Origin of the sequence: Chryseobacterium sp. SSA4.19 (assembly GCF_022601875.1) — a bacterium.
GTDB lineage: Bacteria > Bacteroidota > Bacteroidia > Flavobacteriales > Weeksellaceae > Chryseobacterium.
Genome location: NZ_JAKVIP010000004.1, coordinates 1 through 25,235 on the forward strand (window position 1 = coordinate 1; position 25,235 = coordinate 25,235).

The window sequence follows — 25,235 nt, forward strand, 5'->3', positions numbered from 1 at the left end:
CAACTCTAAGATAGCTTTTTTAGAGATAATCTCAACAAAAAATTGAGGCTGACCAAACTTTTTGGACAGCCTCTTTTTATTGATAAATGAATACCATAGTTTGTACCAGATCCGGATGAAGGCTTTTCGCCACCGGACAATTATGTGCCGTTTCTTCTATAAAAGCTTTTTCTTCTTCTGAATATTCGCTTGAAAAAACAAAGTTACATACAATCTCAGCAATTCTTCTTGGGCCTGCAGCCATAATTTTTTGCAGATTGCAGTATGCGCCTTCAATATTGATGTTTTTATCTTTTCCCAAAATAGCAATGGTGGTCAAGGCACATTCGGCCAAAGAAGTTGCACACAGGTCCGTTGGAGAAAACTTTTCTCCTTTCCCGTGATTATCTGTCGGAGCATCGCTTTCTATGACGGTTCCTGACTGTAAGTGTTCTGCAGAGCAACGCAAACCGCCTATATAGGTTACTTTTGATGTCATTATCTTAAAATTTAAAGTATTTTATGTTACAAAGAAATTTTTCTTAAATTTAGTCAAATATAAACATCTATGGTAAAATTCTTATTTTTATTATTGTGTTGGTTGGGTACTGCTGCCGGTACCGGTTCCCAGGAGCAGGAAGTAAAAAACTCCTTTAAAAAGTTTAATCAATCTTATCAGGCTCATAAAGACCACAGGAAAATTCCGCGAAGCATATTAAGTGAACATTTACTCTTTTATATTGACTTGGCTCAAAAAAAGGAAAATCAATCTATCGAAAACGTTAAGCGGAGTGATTCTCCTACTGACAAGCCTGACATCATAGAAGGCGACGTGTTCAGCAGTTTATATGAAGGGTTTAATGAGTATAAAATTTTAAGCTGTACGATTAAAAATAACACTGCCCGATTAAAACTGGAATTAAAAAACACGCATTTTAAACCTATTATCGTTTGGAATGACGACTGTATCCTCATCAAAGAAAAAGGAATTTGGAAGGTTGATAATTTTATATTCGGAAAAAAAGATAATGACGGTAAAAAAAATACTCAAAATATTTTCAGATCCTTCATGCACTTTGAACATCCACCAATAAAATAATTTTTTACCTTATTTAAAAATGAAAAATATCTTTTGCCCGGTTATATGAGCTTTCAAAATTTAACAGGTTAAGTGTATGTTCGGCTTTTTCTACACTCATAAAATTTATCACCTGTTCGGTGGGCATATTCCCTACCAGATCATCTTTGGCCATCGGACAGCCGCCGATTCCTTTGATGGCAGAATCATATCTTCTGCATCCTTTATCGTATGCTGCTTTAAGCTTTGAATAAGAATCCTCATAACGGTTGTGAAAATGGGCACCAAAATCTATTTCCGGATACTTTGAAGGAATCTTATCAAATAAGACAGAGATCGTTTCAGGTGTTGCCACTCCCGTAGTATCAGAAAGTAAGATATTTTTTATTGCTATTTCAGAAAAACGGTTTGCCCAAAAGTCTACATCCTGCCATTTCCACATTTCACCGTAAGGGTTTCCGAATGCCATTGAAAAGTAAATATTCAGTCCCTTTCCCTCGCTTTTTGTAAGTTCCAGCATTTTCACAATATCCACAAAAGCTTCCTCCTGATTTTTATTGGTATTCCGATGCTGAAAAGTTTCGGAAATAGAAAACGGAAATCCGATAATATCTACCGACTCATGTTTCAAAGCTTTTTCAGCGCCTCTGTAATTGGCTACAATGGCAGATATTTTCGTTTTGGAACGGGATCTATCGATATTTTCAGCAACCTCAGCAGAATCAGCCATCTGAGGAATTGCCTTTGGAGATACGAAGCTCAGACAATCTAAGACATCAAATCCTACATCCATTAAAGAATTGATGTAATCTATTTTTTGGCCTGTTGGGATAAATTCTCCCCAACCCTGCATGGCATCTCGTGGACATTCGGTAAGAAACATTGTTACTTTTTGATTTTTTCAAATATAATAAAACTAAACAATTTAGTTGACGCATCAGGCAAATGTATCATTATTTTGATTTTCAAATCTTTATAACCGATTTAAAAATTCAATTCCTGATATTGGATCTCAGATAAATTATTCCGGGCGGGAAAATACAGGTCAAAGCAGAGAACGCACGATGAACAGACTGTCATTACCTGACTTGTAGAGAGCATTACTATTGGGTCAAAATCATTTGGAAATAAGGACTGCTCCTCCCTAATAATACTTCTTATGAGCGAATTACATTGTATATTTGCATAAAATTTATACGAATAATGAACACAATAGAATTTAACCAGTTGTGGAAAGAAAAGTTACTGAACCGTTTTCTTACATATGTAAAAATATATTCAACCAGTGATGCAGAAAGTGAAACGACTCCTTCTACAGAGCGGCAGTGGGATATTGCCAGATATATGGTTGAAGAACTTAAAACCATCGGTCTGGAAAATGTTTCAATAGATGACAACGGCTATATTATGGGATATGTGCCTTCCAACCTTGAAAATAATACAAAACCGACTATCGGATTTATTTCACATTATGATACTTCTCCGGATTTCAGTGGGGAAAATGTAAAACCGCAGGTTTGGGAAAATTATGACGGAAGCGATCTGGTTTTAAACCAGGCAACAGGATTTACTTTATCGCCTTCAAAATTTGAAAGCCTAAAACAATATATCGGTCAGACATTAATTACCACAGACGGAAATACCCTTCTGGGCGCCGATGACAAAGCCGGCTGTGCAGAAATTGTAACAGCTGCTGAATATTTAATTGCCCACCCGGAAATCAAGCACGGAAGAATTGCGGTAGGCTTTACGCCCGATGAGGAAATCGGAAGAGGAGCACATAAGTTCGATGTTGCAAAATTTGGGGCAGAATTCGCCTATACAATGGACGGAAGCGAAGTAGGAGAATTGGAATATGAAAATTTCAATGCGGCAGGTGCTGTTGTAAAAATCCACGGATTGAGTGTTCACCCGGGATATGCTTATGGCAAAATGATTAATGCCGCTTTATTGGCTTCTGAATTTGCACAGATGCTCCCGGCAAATGAAACTCCGGCCACCACGAAAGGTTTTGACGGGTTCTACCACTTAATGGATTTAAATGCTGATATTTCTGAAGCTAAACTTCAATACATCATCCGTGATCACGATGCTGATAAATTTGAGGCAAGGAAAAAATTCATGGAAGAAAAAGTAGCTGAATTTAATCAAAAACATGGTGCCGGCACTGCTGAAGTTGAGATTAAAGAACAATACAGAAATATGAAACAGCAGTTTGAAGGCAAAATGTACATCATTGATATTGCTGCAGAAGCAATGAAAGAAGCCGGGATTGAACCTAAAATAAAAGCTATCCGGGGAGGAACAGATGGAGCCCAGCTGTCTTATATGGGACTTCCGTGCCCGAATATTTTTGCGGGAGGCATGAATTTCCACGGACCTTATGAATATGTAGCATTGGAAAGTATGGAAAAAGCAGTCGAAGTGATTGTTAATATCGTGAAGGCTTAATGACTGCCTGATCAATAAGAAATCAAATACATCAGATAATAAAAGCCCGGCATCCGCCGGGCTTTATTTATTCATATCGTCAATTTTATCAATTATTCATTTAATTTAAATCATTATATTGATAATTTCATTATATTCAACACTTTAAATCACAAATTTTATATCATGAAAAACATCAGAAAACTTGTAAGAAAAGATTTGTCAACCATTCTTGGTGGAATTAATGGCTGCCATAGCAACGGAGATTCAGCATATTGCTGGACAGACTGTGAATGCAGTTTCGGTAAGGCATGCGAAATGAACGATGACGGAAATCCAGGCTCCTGTGTTGCTGTAGGTGGTGGCCCGGGCGGCGGCGGCGGTTATTGCCCTCCCGGAGATCCCAGATGCACTGAACAGCCTGAACCTTATTAAAAAAATGATATTTATTATCAAAAGCCCTGTCAGTGAAGCACTGACAGGCTTGTATTATTGCATAATATACTTAAATTACAGCTGTTGATTCCCCAGAAAAGCATCCCAGCCCTGTGCGGTTAATGCTACCAATTGATTAGATCCTCTGGCCACCATAAAATTCCCTTCTTCTTTTTCAACGGCATGCCCGATAATGGAAAAATCCGGATGGTTTCTCATTTTTTCGAAGTCATTAGGAGCAATGGTAAATAACAACTCATAATCTTCACCTCCGCTTAATGCTGCCATCACAGGATTTAAATTAAATTCATCCGCGGTGGTAATCGTTAAATTATCCATCGGAACCTTGTCTTCATATAGTCTGAAGCCCACATTGGACTGATCAGAAAGATGCAGGATTTCCGAAGCCAGGCCATCTGAAATATCAATCATTGAGGTTGGCTTGATATCCAGCTGTTCCAGAATTCCTTTCACATCAGTTCTTGCTTCAGGTTTCAGCTGTCTTTCAAGGATGTAGTCGTAGCCTTCCATTTCAGGCTGCATATTGGGGTCGGCTAAGAATACCGCATGTTCCCTTTCCAGAATCTGAAGTCCCATATAGGCACCTCCCAGATCTCCGCTTACAACCAGCAGATCATTCGGCTTTGCACCACTTCTTTTAACAATATCTTCTTCATTCTCAAGCCCTATAGCAGTAATGCTCATGACAAGCCCTGCATTGGAACTTGTTGTATCGCCTCCGATCAGATCAATATTATACCGGGTACATGCTGCCTGAATCCCGGAATAAATCTCTTCCAAAGCCTCTACCGGAAAACGGTTGGATACAGCCAGGGAAACCAGAATCTGTGTTGGCGTGGCATTCATGGCCGCAACATCACTAAGGTTAACGACAACCGCCTTGTAACCTAAATGCTTCAACGGGACATATCCTAAATTGAAATGGACACCTTCAGCCAAAACATCAGTTGTAAGGATTACTTTCTTACCGTCAGGATTAATCACTGCTGCGTCATCTCCCACTCCCAGCTCCGAGGATGCATTGGAAAGAGGAAAATGTTCTGTTAAATGTTTAATTAAACCAAATTCTCCCAGTTTAGAGATCGGTGTTAATTCCTGTTCTTTATCTTCAAACATAACTTTAAAATAATTGATTGTTGATAAATGATAAATGATTTATGATAGTTGTCAATCCTCATTTACCGCTTATCATTTATTTAATTAAATAGGGCCGGATCTATATTCTCCGGACGGAAAGGCAGCTTCTTAAAATCCTCTCTTGTCAATAAAACAGTCTCGGCAGATTTATATTTATTTATCGCTTCTACCACATCATCCGGCGGCGTTGTCATTTTTCTCAGCATAGTATCGATCCAGACCCCGGTAGCTTCAGCCGTGGCACAATGTTCTCCCTGCGGAGTATAGAATTTATGTAAAAAGCGGTAAATGGAACAATCTTCAGCACATGCGTCAATTTCAAGGCTTACAATAACCGTCTGGTCTGCAAATATTTCCTTGAAAAAAGAAAACCTTTCATGCATGATCACAGGGCCGATTCCCCACCGGCTCATCTGGGTCACGCCCATTTTTTCCTGCTTCATAAAAGCCATTCTGGTTTGCGCACAATACTGTACATAAGATGAGTTTGCTAAATGTTTGTTGGCATCAAGATCACTCCAACGAACTTCGAATTTATGGTAAAAAATCATTTGTCAATCGGTTTTAGTAGCATTAAATTATATTCTTCAAAATTACTCAAATAAGATGGTTTATAAAAATTGTAGTTTTGCAAAAATAATCTTGAGCATAAGATTAAATCATTATGAAACAAATTATTATTATCGGTGGCGGGGCGGCAGGATTTTTCTGTGCCTCGAACCTTGACGAAGCCAAATATAAAATTACGATCCTCGAACAGAATTCGGATGTCCTTCAGAAAGTGAAAATTTCAGGGGGCGGAAGGTGCAATGTTACCCATGCCTGCTTTGATCCCAGAGAGTTGGTTCAGTTCTATCCGCGTGGAAATAAGGAACTCCTGAGTGTTTTTACCAAATTTCAGCCCGGAGACATGATGGATTGGTTGGAACAGCGGAATGTTGCATTAAAAATAGAGAATGACAACCGTATTTTTCCTGAAAGCAATTCTTCACAAACTATTATCAATAGTTTTTTACATGAAATTCAGAAGAAAAATATTGAAGTTCAAACAAAATGTTCCGTAAAGGAAATTGAAAAAGCGGAAGAAAGATATATTGTAAAGACAGGTTTAGGCGATTTTGAAGCTGATTTTGTGATTTATACCACCGGAAGTTCTCCAAAATCGTTGAAGATGATTGGGGATTTAGGACATAAGATTATCGATCTCGTTCCATCCCTTTTCACTTTTAATATTAAAGATGATTTGCTGAAAGATTTGGCAGGAACAAGTTTTGAGATGGCTGAAACATCGATTCCTACACTAAAAACGGAAGAAAGCGGCCCTATGATGATTACGCATTGGGGACTTTCAGGTCCTGCCATTCTAAAAATTTCAGCCTGGGAAGCAGTAAATCTGGCAAAAATAAAATATAACTTCGAGGTGGTGGTGAATTTTATTTCCAAAGATATTGATGAAGCCGAAGAGCTCTTCCATGATTTCAGGCAATCAAACCCGAAAAAAACCATCGGACAATCAAAGATTTTTGATATTACTAACCGTTTCTGGCAGAGGGTTCTGCAGGTTTCAAAAATTGATTTGAATAAACAGGTTGCTCAGATCTCTGGAAAAGAAATGCAGACCATTTTAGAAAATTTATGTAAAAAGAAATTCAACGTCACCGGAAAATCGACTTTTAAAGATGAATTTGTAACCGCCGGAGGTGTTGATTTAAAGGAAATTAACTTTAAAAATATGTCTTCGAAAATTTTACCCGATTTTTACGTTGCCGGAGAAGTGCTGAATATTGATGCGGTGACAGGCGGTTTTAATTTTCAGGCGTGCTGGAGTGAAGCGTGGCTGATTGCTCAGGATTTGAATAATTTATAATAAACAATCATGAATAAATTATTAATTTTACTTCTACTGATTATTTCTGTCACAACATTCTCTCAAGAGGGTATTTTATCTAATCAAAAAAACGGGAAAGTTAATACTATTTATGATAGTATTTATCCCGAAGGAAGACACAATTTCAGACAGAAATTTTATGAAATTTTTGCCCGGAATAAAGTTAATGGAAAAGGAATAACAAAATCCGAAGCCACATTCATTGTTACCTCAGAAGGAAAGATTACGGATATAAAAGCAACCGGAATAAACATTTCTATGAATAATGAAATGGAACGGACAATTAAAGAAATGGCTCGGTTCAGATGGAACCCGAAAGAACTAAACGGTAAACCCGTTGATTCTAAATACAGCTTCCCCATTACAATAACTTTTGTAGAAGATTAGTAAAATGTTTTTGATCAAAAAAAATATTTCGGACTTCTTAAAAATCCTTCTCATCGTCGGATTTGCATATTTCTTTTGGCTGATGCTTAAAATCACGTTGGAATATATTCCATTGAGACCTGATGTCAGTTTTTTAATGATCAAACAAACAGAAGTTATCGAAAGACCGGAATATCTTTACTTCTTCTACACGCATGTTTACACCAGTATTTTTGTTTTGTTGATTGGATTTTTAGCCATCCTAAGAAAAGATTTCGGGTTAAAAAATTTCCATAGAAATGCAGGAAAGGTTTATATTTTTCTGATTTTACTTTTCTCCGCTCCTTCTGGAATCTACATGGGAATTTTTGCCAATGGCGGAATTTCATCTAAAATTTCTTTTGTAATCTTGGGTTGTTTTTGGTGGTTTTCAACATATAAAGCATATCAATTAGCACGACAGAAAAAATTTAAAGAACACAAACAATGGATGTGGCGAAGTTTTACATTAACAATTTCTGCTATTACATTGAGAATGTGGAAAGTAATTATTGTATATTTATTTCACCCAAATCCGATGGATGTTTACCAAATCATTGCATGGCTGGGTTGGGTTCCAAATATCCTATTAATTGAATATTTAATCGCAAAAAAAATTATATGAAAATTTTTAAATTAACATTAATCTCTTTATTTACAATAGGTTTAGTTTCCTGTAAGAAAGATGGAAAAACCACTGCCCATTCAAAAGACAGTCTTACTGCAAAAAAAGATTCTGTTGTTGTTCCTGAAGTTTACAAAGAATATTACGGGGTCTATACCGGAGATTTTGCAGGAAAAGGAATGATCACATCCGAAGATGGCGAACAATATGAAGGAGAAGTCTACAAGAAAATTTCCTTAAAAATCAATAGAATTACGAAAGATAGCGTGTATGGCCAGAGCATTGTAGAAGGAAATCAACGTCCGTTTCGTGGAATTTTTAATGAATCCTCAAAATCTTTTGTTCTGGATGAACCTGGAAATGATAAATATGACGGGAGATTTGAAGTAAAGCTGAACAGCGACAGCTTAACCGGAAAATGGAATGCATTTAATAAATCCGCTGTAAAAGCGCCTGTTAAATCTTTAAAACTGGTAAAAAAAGAGTTCGCTTATAATCCTAACTTTATGTTGAATAAAGATAACGACCTCATCGACTGGGAAAATCCGAAAAATTTTGTTGAAAAATATACTGATGAAGAAACCGGGAAAACAGAAAATTATACCGCATCTAAAAACAGAATTGCATCCGATGCCGTTTTTAAAGTAAATGCTTCTAAACAAAAACTCACGGAAAAAGATCTTAAAAACCTTCGTAAACTGGATCTTGAAATCATTAAGAATTCCATTTTTGCCAGACACGGGTATTCATTTAAAAAAGCAACCTACAGGAATTTCTTTGAACAAACCGACTGGTATATTCCTGTTTCAAATAATGTAGATAATGATCTTTCGCCCATGGAAAAAGAAAATGTAGCTTTACTGAATCGTTTTATCAAATACGCGGAAGATAAATATGACAGTTTTGGAAGGTAATTAATTATTTTTTTACTTTTTAATTTTTACTTTTTACTTTTAATAATAAAAACATCAGTAAGCATCCCGCTCCATAGCATAAGATATCAATCCAGGAAAAGGAATTTCCGATAACTATATACATCAGGCTTCCTCTTTGAAAGCCTAACTTTTCGGCGATATTAAAGTATTGGGCACATTCTATCAGACAGGAAAAAATAAAAATTCCCGCAATAAGCTTCTGATTATTATAAACAATAAAAAAACTTTTAATAAAGGTATAGAGTAGCATAACCACAATAACATCTCCGAGATAAGCCCTTACAAAAAAAATATCTTTTAACTTTGTGGCAATTAATACCTCAGTGATGAAAAGTGCAAGAGTGAGCAGAAAATAGGATATGTTGAATTTTATTTTGATCATCTGAATATAGATTGTAGCCTTGAATGCTGTTAAATTAATTACATTAATATGGAAGATATTATATTTTTAATTTTTATTCCACCGGTACTGTTGTGTATGTATTATATAGGCTTTATCACATTGACAAAATTAAAAATAAAGCAGCCCGATGAAGCAATAAAAACACATGTATTACGATTTTTTTATGGTTTTGCTGTATTTTTTATATTGTCTCTCCTTCTTTTTGTGCTGAAATAATAGTTAATCATTCTTATACTGCAGCCTTACAGTAGTAATAATTATGTTTGGGACTTTATTGCTTTAATAAAACATATCTTAATTTTGCATACATGAAAAAGGTCTTATTTTTCTTAGCTTTATCTTTCAGTATTCCGCTGGCAGCCCAGGAATATGGCTCTGTATCACAAGTGCCGGATTATGCTGTTCTGAAAACAAAAATGAAACTTGATGATGTGGTGACCAAAGCAGACACACCGGCCGAATTTCCCGGCGGAAAAGAAGCATTTAAAAAACAGTTTTCAGAAAAAATGGATATTATTGATGTAAAATCCAGACAGATCAATACCCGGGTTTATTTCATTATTGAAAAAACCGGATATGTGAGGTTTGTGACATCTATAAGTGATAACAAACAACACGGTCAGGCAGCAGAAACGGCCGTAAGAAGATTGTTTGTCAAATGGAAGCCCGCAATGATTAATGGCGAACCGGTACGTTATCTCTATACTTTCCCTCTGACTTTAAAGAAATATTAAAGTTTATTTTATAAGAAAAACTAAGTTTAATCTTTAAACCTGTTCAATCTAAGGATGGCCAGTTTATCACTTTGGTATAAAATGTACAGTCATAAAAGATTATTGAGATCTCACCGCTTATTTCTTCAAGTATAATTGGATCAGCAACTTTAACACTATTTTTTTAATCACCATTTGTTGACTTGAAAGAAATTGTATAATTTAGCTTAAAACCAAATTCAATTATTATGAAAAAGTCAAACATCCAAAAAAGAAAACTTACAAAAACAGAATTAAAAGAAATTAACGGTGGGAAAGGCCCGGTTTGCCCGAGAGTCGTAAGCTGTATTGATCCGGCAACCGGAGAAGAATTATACGGCGTTTTCGGGATTCAGGATGGGTATTGTTGTTAAGAGCTCAACTTGTTAATCAATAAAATGATTGGAGTATTTTATCCTCCAATCATTTTTTTTATTGAATTTAGCTTCATCAAAGCTTCAATTGGTGTCAAGGTATTGATATCAATTTTAGTCAGCTCTTCACGGATATTTTCCAGAACCGGATCATCCAGCTGAAAAAAAGACAGCTGCATGTTTTCCTCTGTTACCCTTTTGATATTTTCTGATGAATTACCCTGTGTACGGCTTGCTTCCAGGGTTTTGAGAATTTCATTGGCTCTGTTGACAACTTTTGCAGGCATTCCCGCCAGTTTTGCCACATGGATACCGAAACTGTGCTCACTTCCGCCTGGAACCAGCTTTCTTAAGAAAATGATATTGCCTTTGTTTTCCTTAATGGAAACATGGAAATTTTTTACCCTTTCAAAGTTAACGGTCATCTCATTCAATTCATGATAATGGGTTGCAAATAAAGTCTTTGCCTGTGTAGGATGCTGATGAAGATATTCTGCAATAGCCCAGGCAATGGAAACTCCGTCATACGTTGATGTTCCGCGCCCGATTTCGTCTAACAGAATCAAACTTCTTTCAGAAATATTGTTCAGGATATTAGCCGCTTCATTCATTTCTACCATGAAGGTCGATTCCCCGGCAGAAATATTATCGCTTGCACCTACCCTTGTGAAAATTTTATCCAGAATTCCAATTTCAGCATATTTCGCCGGAACAAAGCTTCCAATCTGTGCCATAAGACATACGATAGCCGTCTGACGTAAAATTGCCGATTTACCTGCCATGTTAGGCCCTGTTACCATGATAATTTGCTGCGAATCTTTATCCAGGAATATATCATTGGGAATATACTTTTCCCCTAACGGAAGTGCATTCTCAATAATAGGATGACGCGCTTCTTTCAGATCAATGGAAAATGTTTCGGTCAAAACCGGTCTGGTATAGCTTTCGGAAACTGCCAGTTCTGATAATCCGACGGCAACATCAAGCTGTGCAATAATATTCGAGTTCTCCTGAATCCGGTCGATGTAAATCATGGTTTCATTACAAATGTTCCGATACAGCGTATTTTCCAAAACGCCTATTTTTTCTTCTGCTCCGAGAATCTGGTTTTCATATTCTTTCAGCTCTTCGGTGATATAACGCTCGGCATTTACGAGTGTCTGTTTTCTTAGCCAATCAGAAGGAACCTTCTCTTTATGGGTATTTCTGACCTCAATATAATATCCGAAAACATTATTAAAATCAATCTTAAGACTCGAAATTCCTGTTCTTTCAATTTCTCTCTGGCACATTTCATCAAGAAATCCGCGCCCTTTTGACTGAAGTCCTCTGAGTGTATCAAGCTCTTCGGAAATCCCCTCTTTAATAACATTTCCTTTCGCCGGATTTACCGGAAGTTCGTCATTAAGATGATTCTGAAGGCATGCAATCAGTTCAGTCTGGTCATAAAGCGGATCCAGCCATGCTAAAACATCAGCATGAGGATGGAGCAATGCTTTAATTTTATGAATATTGATCAGGCTCTGGCGAAGGTAGCCTAATTCCTTGGGACAAATTTTTTCCGCAGCCAGTTTCCCCATCAAACGGTCCAAATCCGAAATAGATTTTAACAACTGGGATACTTCATATTTAAGCTGGTCATTTTCATTTAAAAAATCGATTAATGAAAGCCTCCTTCCGATTTCACTGACCGATTTTAACGGCAAGTTAATTCTCCTTCTCAGCAGCCGTCCTCCCATCGGAGTCGATGTTTTATCAATAATATCCAGCAAAGATTTTCCCTTTGGACTGCTTGGGCAGACAATTTCCAGGTTTCTTAGGGTAAAATGATCCATTATCAGAAAGTCCTCCTGAGGAACAATCTGAATCTTTGTAATATGGGAAAGCAAATTATGATGAGTATCTTCTACCAGATAAGCGAAAACAGCACCTGCTGCTGTGATGGCAAGCGGCTGGCTTTCAACACCAAAGCCTTTTAGCGAATTGGTTTTAAAGTGACTCGTCAGTTTCTCATAAGCGAAATTATATTGAAAAGCCCAGTCTTCCAGCTTAAAGGCATTTTTGTTTTTAAGCTGGTCCGGAATCTGAACACTTCTCTGGTAAATAATTTCACTCGGGTCAAAGGTATTGACTATGTGAAGCAGTTTTTCCAGATTGCCTTCACTCACCAGAAATTCTCCCGTGGAAATATCCACAAGCGCCATCCCGAATTTCTCTTTTTCTTTATGAAGGGAAAGAAGGAAGTTATTCTGCTTTGAGTTTAATACCTGATCATTAAAGGTAACTCCCGGTGTCACGAGTTCCGTCACTCCCCTTTTCACGATGCCTTTCACCATTTTCGGGTCTTCCAGCTGGTCACAGATGGCAACCCTCATTCCTGCTCTTACCAATTTCGGCAAATAGGAATCTACCGAATGATGGGGAAATCCCGCCAGTTCAATATGTCCGTCTCCGTTTGCTCTCTTCGTCAGAACAATTCCTAAAATCTGAGACGTTTTAACAGCATCCTGTCCGAAAGTTTCATAAAAATCCCCGACCCGGAACAGCAAAAGCGCATCAGGGTATTTTGCCTTGATGGTATTGTACTGTGTCATTAAAGGAGTTTCTTTTTTCGTCGCCTTTGCCATTAAAAATCTATCTTAAAATTAGGATGGTAAAAGTATGAAATAAAATAGAAGGAGTAAAGTTTTGAAAAACCAAATCTGACTTATGCTTTCCAATTTAATTTCAAATATAAAAATGTATTATTGCAGACTTCAAAAAAATAAATTCATTTCGCAAAGCCTGTATTTCAGGCTCATTAAAATCAATTTTTTGATTCATTCTTTACTCTCAACATTAAAGAACTTTATTAAATCTTTGTGTAAGTATATTAATTTCTATCCTTTTAAATTTTTAGCTAAGGCTTTCGAGCTCTTTTTATAGGCCCATTTTTGTTTGTAATTCACCCACTTAGCTTTAAAAATCTTTCGCATCAGTTTATCGGTATACCTCATAATAAAAACATGGTACAGCATATTCGCAAATACATTAGGCTTATTCGGAAGAGCGCGGAGTGACATGGAAAATCCAGGTTCAAGATACCGGTTAAAATGCCAGAATGCGCCCGGAATAAATAAGGCGTCTCCATGTTCCATAAAAATTTCAAAGCCTTTAGCATGCTGGAGGGCAGGAAATTTTTCATAATCAGGATTTTCATAATCTACTTCATAAATGGTATGTACCGATAGAGGGACCTTATATAAAAAGGCAGACTGTTTCTGGTCAAATAACAGAATCCTCTTTTTTCCTTCAAAATGGATATGCAGAAAATCCCCGAGATCCACATCATAATGCATTAGCACATGGGCTTCGCTTCCTCCGAAAAACAAAGTCGGAAGCCTTTTAAAAAATCGGATTCCCAGATCAGGATACGTGAAGTTTTTAAGCAATTCCGGCAGCCGGTCTGTAATGATATAAAAGAAAATACGCAGATCTGACGGTTTGCTTTTAATTGTATCGATATACTCCTTCATTTTCATCCGGGTAACGGGTGCATCCGAACTTTTAGAAGCATCAGCCGGCTTGTTATCATACAGAGGAACTTCCTGATTGCCGGCTTTTTCCCGGATAAAATCGAAATTCCATTGATCAAATGCTTCCCAGCGGCTCGCAAAATTTTTGATCAGGAGAGGTTTCCGCTTTTTGAAATAATTTTTCTGAAAATCTTCTTTACTGATATCTGTGACAGCATCTACGGTTTTGAGGATCATTTGGTGTGATATTTAAATGCGAAATAAAAGTACTGTTTTTTTTACATTTCAGGAAAATTTCAGATTAAATAAAGATTATCATTTCCCACCACCGATAGCTTATTCCGGGCTGGAGACATTTATTTAAATGAAACATATCGGATTAATGTAATTTATATTTCCGTGCAAAGCTATGGTAAAAACGAAAATTTTATCTTTGCAACCATAATCCGTTCTATGAGAGTCTACAATACCAAACATTTCCTGAAAATCCTTCTCAGCTTACACAAAAGCGACACCCTGAAGATCCTTTTTCCGACGATGATTCTGGTTGGCCTGTATTCCTGGGGCATTGAATACCTGGAAGTGGAATATCTCCATCTTTCTTCGAAATCGCCCATCAGTAATGTAAGCATGATCCATTCTTTACTGGGCTTTGTACTCTCGCTGCTGTTGGTGTTCAGGACAAATACTGCTTATGACCGTTGGTGGGAAGGCAGAAAGCTGTGGGGCAAGCTGGTCAATGATTCCCGGAATTTCATCATTAAAATGAAAGCTGTACTTGAGGATGACAGAGAAGACCTGGAACAGATTGCAAGATATATTAAATACTTTCCGCATTTCCTGGCTAAGCATCTTTCTAAAGAATCTACAAGATTAGCACTGGATGAAGACTATTCTGAAATTGAAGAGTATATTAAACACCATGGCCCAAGTGAAATTATCATTCTTTTAACTCATAAATTGCATCAGCTTAAAAAGCACGGGAAAATCTCAGATCTTGAAATGCTGTATCTGGACACGCAGCTTTCAGGTTTCCTTGATGTCTGCGGAGGATGCGAAAGAATCAAAAATACGCCGATTCCGTATTCCTATTCGTCTTTTGTAAAGAAATTTATTATTCTTTACGTACTGGCTCTACCGATAGCCTATGTAATATCGATCGGCCTTTTCATGATTCCGCTGACGGTTTTTGTATATTATGTATTAATGAGCCTGGAAATGATTGCCGAAGAAATTGAAGATCCTTTCAGCAATGATGAAAATGATATTCCTATGGAAGCCATCGCACAGAACATTGAAAAAAGTGTTCATCAGATTATCGGTTTACCTAAATAAAAATCTTTAATGGCTGAATTATAAATAGTAATAATAAATTTAAATACAGACCCTTGGTACATAAATTAAAACTGGAAGAGCTCAACAGAATTGACGTGGAAACTTTTAAAACCACCGAAAAAATTCCTTTAGTCGTAGTACTGGACAATATAAGAAGCATGCATAATGTAGGTGCCACCTTCCGGACGGCAGACGCTTTCCTGGTTCAGAAAATTATTCTCTGCGGCATCACGCCTCAGCCGCCACACCGTGAAATCCATAAAGCTGCTTTAGGAGCAACGGAAAGTGTGGACTGGAGCCATGAAGCGGATATTAACACGGCTATTCAACACCTTAAGCAACAGGATTTTGAAATCATAGGGATTGAGCAGACTTCCAACAGCCAAATGATTACGGACTTTACTATTAATCCCTTAAAAAAATATGCGGTTATCTTAGGAAATGAAGTTGAGGGAATCAGTGATGAAGCATTGGAAAATATCGATTCTTTTATTGAAATCCCACAGTTAGGTACGAAACATTCATTAAATGTGAGTGTTTGTGGCGGAATTGTGATGTGGGAATTCGCAAAGGCCCTGAAATAAAAAAACTGCAAATGCCTAAAAGACAGTGCAGTTTGAAATAAATCTAATAAAAAGTAAAAATGAAAGGCGACAAAGATACCTATTTTTTTGTGACGGGCAAATTTTAAAATCGCTTTTTTTTATTTTATGAGAAAAAAAAGTCATATTTCAGAAAAAATTTCATTTAATTTTTTATAAATTAGCACAATGTTTATCAAAGACTATATCTCAAAAGATTTTCCTTGTTTTAATCTGACTGACTCGATAGAATCAGCAAGAGACATGTTAGAAGCATTTGGATATTCTCATATTTTCATTAAAAAATCCAATCGTTTTCTCGGAGCCATTGCAGAAGATTTTCTTTATGAAGGAGACGGCATCCTGAAAGATATTGAACACCAGATTGAGCGTTTTGCCATTCTTGAGGATAATAATATCATGGACAGCATCAGGCTGTTTTATACCTTTAGTGCTAACGTAGTTCCGGTAATCAATAAGAATGAAAAATATCTTGGATACATCAGCTGTGAAGATATCTTCCAGGACCTGTCCAAATATCCGCTCTTTTCTGAATCCGGAGCCATTTTAACGGTAGAGGTGCCTTCAAGAAAATATTCGATGACGGAGATTGCCAATATCGTGGAAAGCAATAATTCTAAATTCTACGGGGCATTCATCAGTTTTATGTCGGATGACGCCATTCATGTGACGATTAAGATCAGCAATGAAAACCTAAGCTCTATTGATGAAACATTTGACCGGTATGATTACAGGATTGTACAGAAATATTATTCTGATGACAAATCAGATCTGTTTCAGGACAGGTTCGGTTTTTTCCAGAAATTCATAGAAATATAAAATACGAATGAAGGCAGCCATATATTCTCAGAAGAAAGATCTTGATACTTTTTTATATTTAAGCAAATTTATTTCCGAGCTTGAAAACAGAGGGATAAAATCCGTTTTATATGATGAGATGGCTGAAGCGCTTCAGTTTTCAAAAATTTTCGAAACGTTTAACTGCAAACAGGATCTGCTGGATAAAGAAGTTGATCTTTTCTTCACTTTCGGAGGCGATGGCACCATTGTAAATTCTTTAACCTTTATTGAAGATCTTGAGATCCCGATCGTAGGCGTGAATACCGGCAGATTAGGATTTCTTGCCAGCTTTACGAAAGAAGAGGCCTTCAGGGAGCTGGATTCTATTTTAAAAGGTGATGTTAAGACGAGCCGACGTTCTGTTATCCAAGTAGTTTCACCGGCACTGGAAGACTTCTTTCCCTATGCTTTAAATGATGTTACCCTTTCCAGGAAAGAAACGACCTCCATGGTAACAGTCGATTCTTATATCAATGATGAATTTTTAAATGTTTTCTGGGGCGACGGCGTTATCGTTTCTACGCCGACAGGGTCTACAGCCTATTCATTAAGCTGTGGCGGACCGATTATTTCCCCGAATAACGAAAATTTTGTCATTACTCCCATTGCTCCTCATAACCTCAATGTAAGACCATTGGTAGTAAACGACCGGGTTGAAATTAAGTTTAAAGTAGAGAGCAGGGTTCCTCAATATTCACTTTCGCTGGATTCAAGACTGATCCACATAGAAACAGATAAGGAGATTATTATCAGAAAAGCAGATTTCCAGATTCTCCTTGTTCAGCCCAACAATCTGAGTTTTTATGAAACCATCCGCCAAAAGCTGCTTTGGGGCCGGGACAAAAGAAATTAGCAATTAAGCAAAAATCATTATCTTTACAGGAATTTACAAATCCGAATAATTTATATTAAAAAGTAAAACATGAGCAGAATTTTCCCGGCAGGAGTTGCCACAGGTCAATTAGTTACTGATATTTTTCAGCATGCTAAAGAAAATAAATTTGCATTACCCGCAGTAAACGTAATTGGTTCCAGCAACGTTAATGCGGTAATGGAAACGGCAGCCAAACTAAACTCACCTGTTATCATTCAGTTCTCTAATGGAGGAGCTGCTTTCAATGCAGGAAAAGGATTAAGCAATGACGGACAAAAAGCTGCTATTTTAGGAGCGATTGCCGGAGCAAAACATATTCATACGCTTGCAGAAGCTTACGGAGCCACTGTAATTCTTCATACCGATCACTGTGCAAAGAAATTATTGCCTTGGATCGACGGATTAATGGATGCAAATGAAGAATTCTTCAAACAAACCGGGAAATCACTTTATTCTTCCCATATGCTTGACCTTTCTGAGGAATCTTTAGAAGAAAACCTTGAAACGTCTGCGCAATATTTCGAGAGAATGGCTAAAATGCAGATGACTCTGGAGGTGGAAATAGGTGTTACCGGCGGTGAAGAAGATGGTGTTGATAATTCGGATGTCGACAATTCAAAATTATATACCCAGCCTGAAGATGTAGCTTATACTTATGAAAAGCTGAAAGCCATCTCTGAAAACTTTACCATTGCAGCAGCCTTCGGAAATGTACATGGAGTATATAAGCCAGGAAATGTAGTACTTACACCGAAAATCCTTGATAATTCCCAAAAATATGTTCAGGAGAAATTCGGGACTGCTGAAAAGCCGGTAAATTTCGTATTCCACGGAGGTTCAGGATCTACTTTAGAGGAAATCAGAGAAGCCATTGATTATGGAGTTATTAAAATGAATATTGATACCGACCTTCAGTTTGCTTATACGGAAGGAATCAGAGATTATATGACGAATAATATCGATTATTTAAGAGCTCAGATCGGAAACCCAGACGGAGAAGAGAAGCCGAACAAAAAATTTTATGACCCGAGAGTCTGGGTAAGGAAAGGTGAGGAAACATTCTCTAAGAGACTGGTTCAGGCATTTGAAGATTTAAACAACGTAAATACGCTTAAATAAATTATAAATGATAAGAGATGAGCGATAACTTCACTCATCTTTTATCTTTTATCATACATCAATTATAAAGATATGGCATTCGAGTGGTTTAAAAGAAAAGCACAAAATATTACGACATCTACTGATGAGAAGAAAGACGTTCCCAAAGGTCTTTGGCATCAGACTCCTTCCGGAAAAATTGTTGAAAATGACGAATTAAAGAGAAATAACTATGTTTCTCCTGAAGACGGATTTCATGTAAGAATAGGAAGTGCAGAATTTTTTGATATCCTTTTTGATGAAGGTAAATTCACTGAACTGGATGCGAATGTTGAAAGTATTGACATACTGGGGTTTAAAGATACAAAACCTTATGCAGACCGTCTCAAAGAAGTAAAGGCAAAGACAAAACTTACGGACTCTATCCGAAATGCGGTAGGAACCGTAAAAGGAACCGAAATGGTGGTTTCGTGCATGGACTTTGCTTTCATCGGAGGCTCACTGGGTTCCGTAATGGGTGAAAAAATCAGGAGAGCTATTGATTACTGTATAAAAAAGAAGCTCCCTTATATGATTATCTGTCAGTCCGGTGGAGCAAGAATGCAGGAAGCAACCTATTCATTAATGCAGCTCGCAAAAGTTCAGGCTAAACTGGCACAGCTTTCTGAAGCAGGACTTTTATACATCGCTTATCTTTGTGACCCTACATTTGGAGGAATCACGGCTTCTTTCGCCATGACAGCGGATATCATTATGGCTGAGCCTAAGGCATTAATCGGATTTGCAGGCCCAAGAGTGATCCGTGAAACGATCGGCCGGGATTTACCGGAAGGATTCCAGACTTCAGAATTTCTCCAGGAAAAAGGATTTGTGGATTTTATTGTCAAAAGGACGGAAATCCGGGATACCGTTTCTAAAACAGTCAATTTATTAACTGTTAAAGCTTAAACTTTATAACAAAATACAATCATCTCTCTCTTATTGGGGAGAGATTTTTATTGATGAGAACTTTCAGAATATTCTTCAATATCATCCGGAGCATGAGCTTGAAAAAGATCATGCGGCTTTTATCGCTGGTTCTACCCCATCCTCTTTTTTCTTTGTTGAGTTTTTATGCTACGCTTAAGGCCTACACCATCGCCCAGAAGAAATTTCCGGAAACAGCATCTACCAATGGTATCGGAAATTCATTCAGGCATGCGCTCTGGTGCTGCTTTATCATGATGTACTGCTGTAAGGTTTCATCACCTGAAAAAGCCCTTGCATTCTGCAAAAGAATCACGGACCTTCATGAAGAACTCTTTCCCAACAAGCCATTAGAGACCAAGATGGATCTCCATAACAATAAGATAGGAATGGATTATTTTATGGAGATGCTTAAAGGCGTTCACCGTCAGTTTTTTGAAAAGAGTTTTTTTATAGACGGCCTGGAGAAAAAAATGAAAGATGCCAAAGTACTGAAGAGTAAGGATGATGATTTTGAAGGTTTTCTGGTATATCTGGATGAGAAATAGCTTATCTCTGCAGACACGAGATTCAGATTTAAGTTTACTGAGTTGAATTTTTTTATAAATCATTCCCTAAGCTTTGATAGCCATTAATTTATAATCTGTTATTTCTTATCTTATCCTTTCTAATTGAGATCGGCCGTTTCATAAAACGACATCCTCCTAGCCCTGATAGAAACGGTTACCCCGCAGCAAGAAGAGGACAATGCACCGGAGCGAGGAGTAAAAGTGGATAGCAGGAAACAGCTCCTTAAAAATATGAATCTTTAAAAACCACTCCCGCATCTTTGTAATATGAAGTTTTTTCAATAAGTTTAAACAATTATAATTCAACCGGATGGTCCTCAGCAGAATTTGGTCGGCATTCATCATTATTGCCATTGCCATTGCCAGTATAAAATACGTTTCATCAAGCCATTACAGAACCATATTTAATGACATGGTTGTAGGGAAAAGCGGTGACACGGTACAGATTGCGGTACAGAACATAAACAATTTATCCCCTGCTGTACGTGACAGCCTGATGAAAAAGCCTGATTTTGCAGACAGCCGGATCCATTATAAAACAGATTCTTTAAAGCAGGACGTAAAAATCTACCGGGTACAGGAAGCAGACGGCGTGATCGGAACTTCTGAAACGGCCGTGAAAATATGTTTAGGGCTGATTGGAATTATGACTCTTTTTATGGGATTTATGAGTATTGCTGAAAAAGCAGGTGGTATTAATCTTTTAAGCAGGCTGATACAACCTTTTTTTTCAAGATTATTTCCTGATATTCCTAAAAACCATCCCGCTTTCGGGCATATGCTGATGAATTTCAGTGCAAACCTTCTGGGTCTTGATAATGCCGCCACCCCTTTCGGATTAAAAGCCATGGAAAGCCTGCAGTCTCTCAATCCGAATAAAGATACGGCAAGCAATTCACAGATTATGTTTCTATGTCTCCATGCCGGCGGCATGACACTGATCCCGGTTTCCATTATTGCAATTCGTGCTTCTATGGGTTCCAAAACGCCGACAGATATTTTCCTCCCTTGTATGATCGCCACCTTTGCGGCAACTTTGGCCGCTATGATCATCGTCTCTTTATATCAGAAAATCAACCTGTTAAAACCTATCGTTATTGCTTATGTAGGTGGAATTTCTTCTATTATCGCTTTATTGGTGCTTTACCTGGTACAGCTAAGCAAAGATGAGCTGGATGATTTCAGTAAAGTTTTAAGCAATGGATTAATCTTATTTATTTTCTTATCGATCATTCTGGGAGCGGTTTATAAAAAAATTAATGTTTTTGATGCCTTTGTGGAAGGGGCAAAAGAAGGCTTCTGGACCTGTGTGAAAATTATTCCTTATCTGGTCGGTATGCTTATCGCTATTTCTTTATTAAGAACTTCAGGAGTTTTTGATGTGATTATTGATGGGATGAAATGGGTTGCTTATTCCGCTAACCTGGATTCAAGATTTGTGGATGGGTTACCGACCGCTTTGATCAAACCTCTGTCCGGTTCCGGAGCCAGAGGAATGATGGTGGATACGATGGCTACTTTCGGGGCAGACAGCTTCCAGGGCAAACTGGCAGCTGTGCTTCAGGGAAGTTCAGATACGACATTTTATGTAATTGCAGTTTATTTTGGGGCTGTAGCCGTGAAAAATACAAGATATATCGTTGTTGCTATGCTATTGGCGGATTTAGTTGGAGTAATTACGGCTATTGGCCTGGCATATTTATTTTTTGCTTAATGTAAACAGATGAAAGCTTACATTCAGACTGATAAAAACGGTGAGTTCTATAACGTCAATGCCTTTGTTGCTTTTGAAGGCTTCAGGAACTTTGGTTATGAAATCGTAAAATTTGTCGATGCAGACGAAATATCAGATCAAAATCCCGAACATATTATCGTCGGAGGAATTGGGAATGTTAGAAAGAGACTCCAGAATTTAGATATCTTCCGTCCTGATAAAGAAATCGATTATCCGGAAGAATTAATGCCTTTCCTGAAAAGAAAAATTTGGGAATCAACGGTCGATCAGATTTTTGCAGAAAAAAGCAACCGGAACATCTTCATCAAGCCCAAAAAGGAAACCAAACTGTTTGCAGGGAAAATAATACAAAATGAAATGGATTTTATCGGCTTGATTGATAGCGGTAAGAATACTGAAATCTGGTGCTCCGAACGTATGGATTTTAAAACGGAATGGCGCTGTTTTATCCGCTATAAAGAAATCCTGGACATCAGACGCTATAAAGGAAACTGGGATACCAAAATAGATGTGGAAACAGTAAGATCGGCAGTACGCTCATTCAGCTCGCAACCTAATTCATTTGCGATGGATTTTGGTGTAAATGAAAATGGGGAAACTATTTTGGTTGAAGTTAACGACGGCCACTCCTTAGGCACGTACGGCCTTTCACCTGGTGATTACGCAAAATTTCTTTCAGCAAGATGGAGCGAGCTTACGCATACAGAAGACTTTTTAAACTTTTAATTAAAACGATATATGATTACTGATAAAGAATTTACATTACGGCTGATACGCCAGCTGTCTCAGGCATTGGAGAAACTGATATTAGACAAGCCAGAAGAAAGCCTGATGCAGAAAGAACTGGATTTCGATTCTTTGATGAAAGATATTTTCAAGATGGATTTCACGGAACTATCTTCAAAATCAAAAACTGAAATTATAGAAATCGTTAATGAAAGACAGGAACGCGACCATAAAGATTACTATGAAATGCTGGGAAATCTTTTCTATTTTAAAGGTAGATCAGAAGGCAATAGCGACTTTCTGGGCAAAGCCCAAACGTTTTATGAATTGTATCTTCAGACCAGCGGGATTTTTGCGCTTCCCGTCATTAACAGAATCAGCGAAATAAAAAAAGCACTTGAATAAAGTGCTTTTCTTTTATCTGCTTAGAAAGTAATCTTATACGTGCCGGTGGATGAAACACTGGATTTTTCAGCTTTCACATATTTCTTAACCCAGGAAACCGCATTGGAAGTAATGCAGGGATCAGACGTTCCTCCGGATCTTCTTGCTGAAACTACATTTCCGGCTTTATCTACAGTATACGCAACAGTAATAGTGCCGCTTGCCGTACAGTTATTAGCCGGTTGTGATCCGCCCCGGCCCATAGTTCCCGGAATAAAGCCCACAAGCCTCCTGTCTATTCCCACTTTGCTATCTCCGTTTCCGTCACCGCCTAAAGGATCTCCTGCATTTCCTATTCCTTCACCGTCACCCTGGCTTCCTGCTTTTGTACCTCTGCCTCTGATAAGGTTTCCGATAGCTGCAGTCCCTTTTCCATCACCATTACCTGTTTTAGAGTTGGCTGTTGCTGCTCCGGATTTTTTTGCTGTTTTACTGGCACTGGTACTGGCAGTTGATTTTTTATTATCTTTTGAATCCTCTTTTTTCGGAACCGTAACTTTATTGTTATTTCCTGTAATAATCTTTTCTTTAGCTTCCGATTTTTTTGTTTCAGGTTGAGGTTGAGGTTCAATAACTGTTTTTGTTTCAGGAACCGCCGTTTCTACAGGTTCTGTAGTCGGTGCTTCTGTTGATGCAGCAAGGCTCCCCGGTTGGTCTGCAGGTTCTTCTGCCCCATTTCCATTCCTGTTATCTCCGAAATTCACCAGCATCGTTGTTACTACTTCAGGTTCTTTTTCCTGCGGCTTCGGCTTCAGTTTATATAAAAAAACAAACAACAGGATCGCAGACCATATCAGGACAGAAAGCAAAGCGCTTTTTATCCGGTCTCTGTTTTGTTCATTTCTGTTTATCGTATCGCTTCTCATCCTTTACATGATCTACCTGAATATTAGGATAAATTATTCTTTAACGGTGGCAATGGCAATATTAAATTTGTGTTTTTCAGCAATTTCCATGGCAAAAACCACATCTTTATGCATGGTATTTTCATCTGCCCGTATGGTAAAAGCCTTACTTGTCTGGCTGGCTAATTTATTCACGATGATCTGTTCAAGATCTGTTCTGTTCACAGGATTATCATCTACAAAATAAGATCCGTCAGGTTTTATGCTTACCGTTAATGGGTTTGGAATATTATCATCAATAGCACCTGTTTTAGGCAGCTTTACATCGATGGCACTCTGGTTAGCCGCAGAAGAAGTGATCATAAAAAAGATCAGCATCAGCAGGATGACGTCTGTCATGGCAGCTAGACTGAATTCCGGGCGTGCTTTATTTTTTCTCTGAATTTTCATCCGTTTGTTTGTATTATTTTAATGGCAGAACCTTCCAGTTGGTTATCGAAAATTTATAACGGTTTGTTGATAAGATCCAGGAATTCTCCGGACATATTCTGCGCTTTCAGTACAAATTTATCAATCCTTGTTAAAAGGATATTGTAAAAAAAGTTAGCAGGAATAGCAACAGCAAGTCCGACTGCCGTCTGTCCCAGTGCAGTATAAATTCCTTCTGAAAGTGTTTTTGGGGAAAAAGCCCCTTCCATATTCGAAAGGTCAAAGAAAGCAATGATCATCCCGATTACTGTTCCCAACAATCCGAGCATTGGCGCAATACTGGGTACCACCGCTAAAAGATTCAGGTTCTTCTCCATATTTGCGACCTCCACCTGTGCCTGCGATTCCATGGCGCTGACAATATCAGACACCGGACGGCCCAGTCTTGAAATGCCTTTCTCCAGAATCCTTCCTTCCGGCGAATTCTGTCTTTTGCAATAATCTGCAGCAGACTCGATCTTTCCTTCTTTGATAAAATCCTCAATATTATTCATGAAATCAGCATCCGTCTTTGAGGTTAACCTTTTAATAAAGAAAAACCGCTCAAAGAAAAGATAGACGGAAAATATGCCCAGTAACAATACCGTAACCATTACTATTTTGGCAAATATTCCTCCGTGAAACATAATTTCCCAGAATGAAAATACTTTCTTGGGTGCCTCTGCCACTGCAGAGGTGGTAACCTGTGCGAATAAAATCTGAGTAAGTTCCGTTAACAGCATTAATCTATTTTTA

At 37.8% G+C, this 25,235-nt stretch carries 29 protein-coding genes; 19 read left to right on the forward strand and 10 right to left on the reverse strand.

Annotated elements, in window-relative coordinates; all coding sequences use genetic code 11:
- Positions 1 to 76: 76 nt before the first annotated feature.
- Complete coding sequence (locus MKJ01_RS03285) at positions 77 to 478, reverse strand: OsmC family protein (protein WP_241612011.1); 402 nt, start codon at positions 476 to 478, stop codon at positions 77 to 79.
- A gap of 69 nt (positions 479 to 547) precedes the next feature.
- Between MKJ01_RS03285 and MKJ01_RS03290 the strand changes: the two genes are divergently transcribed.
- Positions 548 to 1,078 carry a hypothetical protein gene (locus MKJ01_RS03290; protein WP_241612009.1) on the forward strand — a complete coding sequence of 177 codons (531 nt, stop codon included), beginning with the start codon at positions 548 to 550 and terminating at the stop codon, positions 1,076 to 1,078.
- 13 nt (positions 1,079 to 1,091) lie between these two features.
- Here MKJ01_RS03290 and MKJ01_RS03295 read toward each other — a convergent pair whose 3' ends face one another.
- Entirely contained in the window at positions 1,092 to 1,940 is an 849-nt protein-coding gene (locus MKJ01_RS03295) for a hydroxymethylglutaryl-CoA lyase (RefSeq protein WP_241612007.1), read from the reverse strand.
- A gap of 320 nt (positions 1,941 to 2,260) precedes the next feature.
- On the opposite strand from MKJ01_RS03295, the gene pepT reads away from it, so the two are divergent.
- Together pepT and MKJ01_RS03305 are read left to right on the forward strand one after the other, a co-directional pair.
- Complete coding sequence (gene pepT, locus MKJ01_RS03300; RefSeq protein WP_241612004.1) at positions 2,261 to 3,508, forward strand: peptidase T; 1,248 nt, start codon at positions 2,261 to 2,263, stop codon at positions 3,506 to 3,508.
- 165 nt (positions 3,509 to 3,673) lie between these two features.
- Entirely contained in the window at positions 3,674 to 3,922 is a 249-nt protein-coding gene (locus MKJ01_RS03305) for a hypothetical protein (RefSeq protein WP_241612002.1), read from the forward strand.
- Between the two features lie 75 nt (positions 3,923 to 3,997).
- Here MKJ01_RS03305 and thiL read toward each other — a convergent pair whose 3' ends face one another.
- Both thiL and MKJ01_RS03315 read right to left on the reverse strand, forming a co-directional pair.
- Positions 3,998 to 5,059, reverse strand: a complete 1,062-nt coding sequence (gene thiL / locus MKJ01_RS03310) for a thiamine-phosphate kinase (protein WP_241611999.1) — start codon at positions 5,057 to 5,059, stop codon at positions 3,998 to 4,000.
- Positions 5,060 to 5,139: 80 nt separating this feature from the next.
- Positions 5,140 to 5,631, reverse strand: a complete 492-nt coding sequence (locus tag MKJ01_RS03315) for a thioesterase family protein (RefSeq protein WP_241611997.1) — start codon at positions 5,629 to 5,631, stop codon at positions 5,140 to 5,142.
- Between the two features lie 113 nt (positions 5,632 to 5,744).
- Between MKJ01_RS03315 and MKJ01_RS03320 the strand changes: the two genes are divergently transcribed.
- The 4 genes from MKJ01_RS03320 to MKJ01_RS03335 are packed head-to-tail and all read left to right on the forward strand — an operon-like array spanning position 5,745 to position 8,912.
- Positions 5,745 to 6,947 carry an NAD(P)/FAD-dependent oxidoreductase gene (locus MKJ01_RS03320; protein ID WP_241611994.1) on the forward strand — a complete coding sequence of 401 codons (1,203 nt, stop codon included), beginning with the start codon at positions 5,745 to 5,747 and terminating at the stop codon, positions 6,945 to 6,947.
- A gap of 9 nt (positions 6,948 to 6,956) precedes the next feature.
- Positions 6,957 to 7,355 (forward strand): energy transducer TonB, encoded by a 399-nt coding sequence (locus tag MKJ01_RS03325; RefSeq protein ID WP_241611992.1) that lies wholly within the window; start codon positions 6,957 to 6,959, stop codon positions 7,353 to 7,355.
- 4 nt (positions 7,356 to 7,359) lie between these two features.
- Positions 7,360 to 7,998, forward strand: coding sequence for a DUF2306 domain-containing protein (locus MKJ01_RS03330; RefSeq protein WP_241611990.1), 639 nt, complete (start codon positions 7,360 to 7,362; stop codon positions 7,996 to 7,998).
- On the forward strand, positions 7,995 to 8,912 hold the full coding sequence (locus MKJ01_RS03335) for a YARHG domain-containing protein (protein ID WP_241611988.1): 918 nt from the start codon (positions 7,995 to 7,997) through the stop codon (positions 8,910 to 8,912). Before MKJ01_RS03330 ends, MKJ01_RS03335 begins: the two co-directional genes overlap by 4 nt.
- Before the next feature lie 19 nt (positions 8,913 to 8,931).
- On the opposite strand, the gene MKJ01_RS03340 is transcribed toward MKJ01_RS03335, so the two are convergent.
- Complete coding sequence (locus MKJ01_RS03340; protein WP_241611986.1) at positions 8,932 to 9,315, reverse strand: DUF2809 domain-containing protein; 384 nt, start codon at positions 9,313 to 9,315, stop codon at positions 8,932 to 8,934.
- Positions 9,316 to 9,644: 329 nt separating this feature from the next.
- Here MKJ01_RS03340 and MKJ01_RS03345 point away from each other — a divergent pair, with 329 nt between their 5' ends.
- On the forward strand, positions 9,645 to 10,070 hold the full coding sequence (locus MKJ01_RS03345; RefSeq protein ID WP_241611984.1) for an energy transducer TonB: 426 nt from the start codon (positions 9,645 to 9,647) through the stop codon (positions 10,068 to 10,070).
- 227 nt (positions 10,071 to 10,297) lie between these two features.
- On the forward strand, positions 10,298 to 10,462 hold the full coding sequence (locus MKJ01_RS03350) for a hypothetical protein (RefSeq protein ID WP_241611982.1): 165 nt from the start codon (positions 10,298 to 10,300) through the stop codon (positions 10,460 to 10,462).
- Between the two features lie 38 nt (positions 10,463 to 10,500).
- Here the strand turns inward: MKJ01_RS03350 and mutS are convergent, their stop codons facing one another.
- Positions 10,501 to 13,089, reverse strand: coding sequence for a DNA mismatch repair protein MutS (gene mutS / locus MKJ01_RS03355; RefSeq protein WP_241611979.1), 2,589 nt, complete (start codon positions 13,087 to 13,089; stop codon positions 10,501 to 10,503).
- A 252-nt stretch (positions 13,090 to 13,341) separates the two neighbouring features.
- The gene (locus tag MKJ01_RS03360) at positions 13,342 to 14,214 is read right to left on the reverse strand and encodes a cupin-like domain-containing protein (RefSeq protein ID WP_241611977.1); all 873 of its coding nucleotides are present in this window, start codon (positions 14,212 to 14,214) and stop codon (positions 13,342 to 13,344) included.
- A 216-nt stretch (positions 14,215 to 14,430) separates the two neighbouring features.
- Between MKJ01_RS03360 and MKJ01_RS03365 the strand changes: the two genes are divergently transcribed.
- The 10 genes from MKJ01_RS03365 (at position 14,431) to MKJ01_RS03410 (ending at position 23,127) form a co-directional block, all read left to right on the forward strand.
- On the forward strand, positions 14,431 to 15,312 hold the full coding sequence (locus MKJ01_RS03365) for a bestrophin family protein (protein WP_241611975.1): 882 nt from the start codon (positions 14,431 to 14,433) through the stop codon (positions 15,310 to 15,312).
- Between the two features lie 53 nt (positions 15,313 to 15,365).
- On the forward strand, positions 15,366 to 15,896 hold the full coding sequence (locus MKJ01_RS03370) for an RNA methyltransferase (protein WP_241611973.1): 531 nt from the start codon (positions 15,366 to 15,368) through the stop codon (positions 15,894 to 15,896).
- Between the two features lie 186 nt (positions 15,897 to 16,082).
- The gene (locus tag MKJ01_RS03375; RefSeq protein ID WP_241611971.1) at positions 16,083 to 16,733 is read left to right on the forward strand and encodes a CBS domain-containing protein; all 651 of its coding nucleotides are present in this window, start codon (positions 16,083 to 16,085) and stop codon (positions 16,731 to 16,733) included.
- A gap of 7 nt (positions 16,734 to 16,740) precedes the next feature.
- On the forward strand, positions 16,741 to 17,607 hold the full coding sequence (locus tag MKJ01_RS03380) for an NAD kinase (protein ID WP_241611969.1): 867 nt from the start codon (positions 16,741 to 16,743) through the stop codon (positions 17,605 to 17,607).
- Between the two features lie 69 nt (positions 17,608 to 17,676).
- A complete protein-coding gene (fbaA, locus tag MKJ01_RS03385) occupies positions 17,677 to 18,747 on the forward strand; it encodes a class II fructose-bisphosphate aldolase (RefSeq protein WP_241611968.1) in 1,071 nt (356 codons plus the stop codon).
- 72 nt (positions 18,748 to 18,819) lie between these two features.
- The gene (accD, locus tag MKJ01_RS03390; protein ID WP_241611966.1) at positions 18,820 to 19,674 is read left to right on the forward strand and encodes an acetyl-CoA carboxylase, carboxyltransferase subunit beta; all 855 of its coding nucleotides are present in this window, start codon (positions 18,820 to 18,822) and stop codon (positions 19,672 to 19,674) included.
- Positions 19,675 to 19,727: 53 nt separating this feature from the next.
- Entirely contained in the window at positions 19,728 to 20,240 is a 513-nt protein-coding gene (locus MKJ01_RS03395) for a hypothetical protein (RefSeq protein ID WP_241611964.1), read from the forward strand.
- Between the two features lie 331 nt (positions 20,241 to 20,571).
- The gene (locus MKJ01_RS03400; protein WP_241611962.1) at positions 20,572 to 21,975 is read left to right on the forward strand and encodes a nucleoside recognition domain-containing protein; all 1,404 of its coding nucleotides are present in this window, start codon (positions 20,572 to 20,574) and stop codon (positions 21,973 to 21,975) included.
- A gap of 9 nt (positions 21,976 to 21,984) precedes the next feature.
- Positions 21,985 to 22,722, forward strand: a complete 738-nt coding sequence (locus MKJ01_RS03405; protein ID WP_241611961.1) for an ATP-grasp domain-containing protein — start codon at positions 21,985 to 21,987, stop codon at positions 22,720 to 22,722.
- A 12-nt stretch (positions 22,723 to 22,734) separates the two neighbouring features.
- The gene (locus MKJ01_RS03410) at positions 22,735 to 23,127 is read left to right on the forward strand and encodes a hypothetical protein (RefSeq protein ID WP_241611960.1); all 393 of its coding nucleotides are present in this window, start codon (positions 22,735 to 22,737) and stop codon (positions 23,125 to 23,127) included.
- Positions 23,128 to 23,147: 20 nt separating this feature from the next.
- Here MKJ01_RS03410 and MKJ01_RS03415 read toward each other — a convergent pair whose 3' ends face one another.
- From MKJ01_RS03415 to MKJ01_RS03425, 3 genes are read right to left on the reverse strand one after another with little or no spacing between them, the layout of a single operon-like run.
- Complete coding sequence (locus MKJ01_RS03415) at positions 23,148 to 24,032, reverse strand: hypothetical protein (protein WP_241611959.1); 885 nt, start codon at positions 24,030 to 24,032, stop codon at positions 23,148 to 23,150.
- A 33-nt stretch (positions 24,033 to 24,065) separates the two neighbouring features.
- Entirely contained in the window at positions 24,066 to 24,461 is a 396-nt protein-coding gene (locus MKJ01_RS03420; RefSeq protein ID WP_241611958.1) for a biopolymer transporter ExbD, read from the reverse strand.
- Between the two features lie 53 nt (positions 24,462 to 24,514).
- Positions 24,515 to 25,222, reverse strand: a complete 708-nt coding sequence (locus MKJ01_RS03425; protein WP_241611957.1) for a MotA/TolQ/ExbB proton channel family protein — start codon at positions 25,220 to 25,222, stop codon at positions 24,515 to 24,517.
- Between the last annotated feature and the right edge of the window lie 13 nt (positions 25,223 to 25,235).

Bases quoted from the DNA above. Each gene is read 5' to 3' on its own strand.
- MKJ01_RS03400 (WP_241611962.1), top strand. From the start codon at position 20,572: ATGGTCCTCAGCAGAATTTGGTCGGCATTCATCATTATTGCCATTGCC.
- MKJ01_RS03380 (WP_241611969.1), top strand. From the start codon at position 16,741: ATGAAGGCAGCCATATATTCTCAGAAGAAAGATCTTGATACTTTTTTA.
- MKJ01_RS03360 (WP_241611977.1), bottom strand. From the start codon at position 14,214: ATGATCCTCAAAACCGTAGATGCTGTCACAGATATCAGTAAAGAAGAT.
- MKJ01_RS03345 (WP_241611984.1), top strand. From the start codon at position 9,645: ATGAAAAAGGTCTTATTTTTCTTAGCTTTATCTTTCAGTATTCCGCTG.
- MKJ01_RS03350 (WP_241611982.1), top strand. From the start codon at position 10,298: ATGAAAAAGTCAAACATCCAAAAAAGAAAACTTACAAAAACAGAATTA.
- MKJ01_RS03335 (WP_241611988.1), top strand. From the start codon at position 7,995: ATGAAAATTTTTAAATTAACATTAATCTCTTTATTTACAATAGGTTTA.
- accD (WP_241611966.1), top strand. From the start codon at position 18,820: ATGGCATTCGAGTGGTTTAAAAGAAAAGCACAAAATATTACGACATCT.
- MKJ01_RS03295 (WP_241612007.1), bottom strand. From the start codon at position 1,940: ATGTTTCTTACCGAATGTCCACGAGATGCCATGCAGGGTTGGGGAGAA.
- MKJ01_RS03395 (WP_241611964.1), top strand. From the start codon at position 19,728: ATGAGAACTTTCAGAATATTCTTCAATATCATCCGGAGCATGAGCTTG.
- MKJ01_RS03420 (WP_241611958.1), bottom strand. From the start codon at position 24,461: ATGAAAATTCAGAGAAAAAATAAAGCACGCCCGGAATTCAGTCTAGCT.
- MKJ01_RS03365 (WP_241611975.1), top strand. From the start codon at position 14,431: ATGAGAGTCTACAATACCAAACATTTCCTGAAAATCCTTCTCAGCTTA.
- MKJ01_RS03340 (WP_241611986.1), bottom strand. From the start codon at position 9,315: ATGATCAAAATAAAATTCAACATATCCTATTTTCTGCTCACTCTTGCA.
- MKJ01_RS03375 (WP_241611971.1), top strand. From the start codon at position 16,083: ATGTTTATCAAAGACTATATCTCAAAAGATTTTCCTTGTTTTAATCTG.
- MKJ01_RS03405 (WP_241611961.1), top strand. From the start codon at position 21,985: ATGAAAGCTTACATTCAGACTGATAAAAACGGTGAGTTCTATAACGTC.
- MKJ01_RS03305 (WP_241612002.1), top strand. From the start codon at position 3,674: ATGAAAAACATCAGAAAACTTGTAAGAAAAGATTTGTCAACCATTCTT.
- MKJ01_RS03315 (WP_241611997.1), bottom strand. From the start codon at position 5,631: ATGATTTTTTACCATAAATTCGAAGTTCGTTGGAGTGATCTTGATGCC.
- MKJ01_RS03285 (WP_241612011.1), bottom strand. From the start codon at position 478: ATGACATCAAAAGTAACCTATATAGGCGGTTTGCGTTGCTCTGCAGAA.
- MKJ01_RS03290 (WP_241612009.1), top strand. From the start codon at position 548: ATGGTAAAATTCTTATTTTTATTATTGTGTTGGTTGGGTACTGCTGCC.
- thiL (WP_241611999.1), bottom strand. From the start codon at position 5,059: ATGTTTGAAGATAAAGAACAGGAATTAACACCGATCTCTAAACTGGGA.
- MKJ01_RS03320 (WP_241611994.1), top strand. From the start codon at position 5,745: ATGAAACAAATTATTATTATCGGTGGCGGGGCGGCAGGATTTTTCTGT.
- MKJ01_RS03415 (WP_241611959.1), bottom strand. From the start codon at position 24,032: ATGAGAAGCGATACGATAAACAGAAATGAACAAAACAGAGACCGGATA.
- MKJ01_RS03410 (WP_241611960.1), top strand. From the start codon at position 22,735: ATGATTACTGATAAAGAATTTACATTACGGCTGATACGCCAGCTGTCT.
- fbaA (WP_241611968.1), top strand. From the start codon at position 17,677: ATGAGCAGAATTTTCCCGGCAGGAGTTGCCACAGGTCAATTAGTTACT.
- mutS (WP_241611979.1), bottom strand. From the start codon at position 13,089: ATGGCAAAGGCGACGAAAAAAGAAACTCCTTTAATGACACAGTACAAT.
- MKJ01_RS03330 (WP_241611990.1), top strand. From the start codon at position 7,360: ATGTTTTTGATCAAAAAAAATATTTCGGACTTCTTAAAAATCCTTCTC.
- MKJ01_RS03325 (WP_241611992.1), top strand. From the start codon at position 6,957: ATGAATAAATTATTAATTTTACTTCTACTGATTATTTCTGTCACAACA.
- pepT (WP_241612004.1), top strand. From the start codon at position 2,261: ATGAACACAATAGAATTTAACCAGTTGTGGAAAGAAAAGTTACTGAAC.
- MKJ01_RS03425 (WP_241611957.1), bottom strand. From the start codon at position 25,222: ATGCTGTTAACGGAACTTACTCAGATTTTATTCGCACAGGTTACCACC.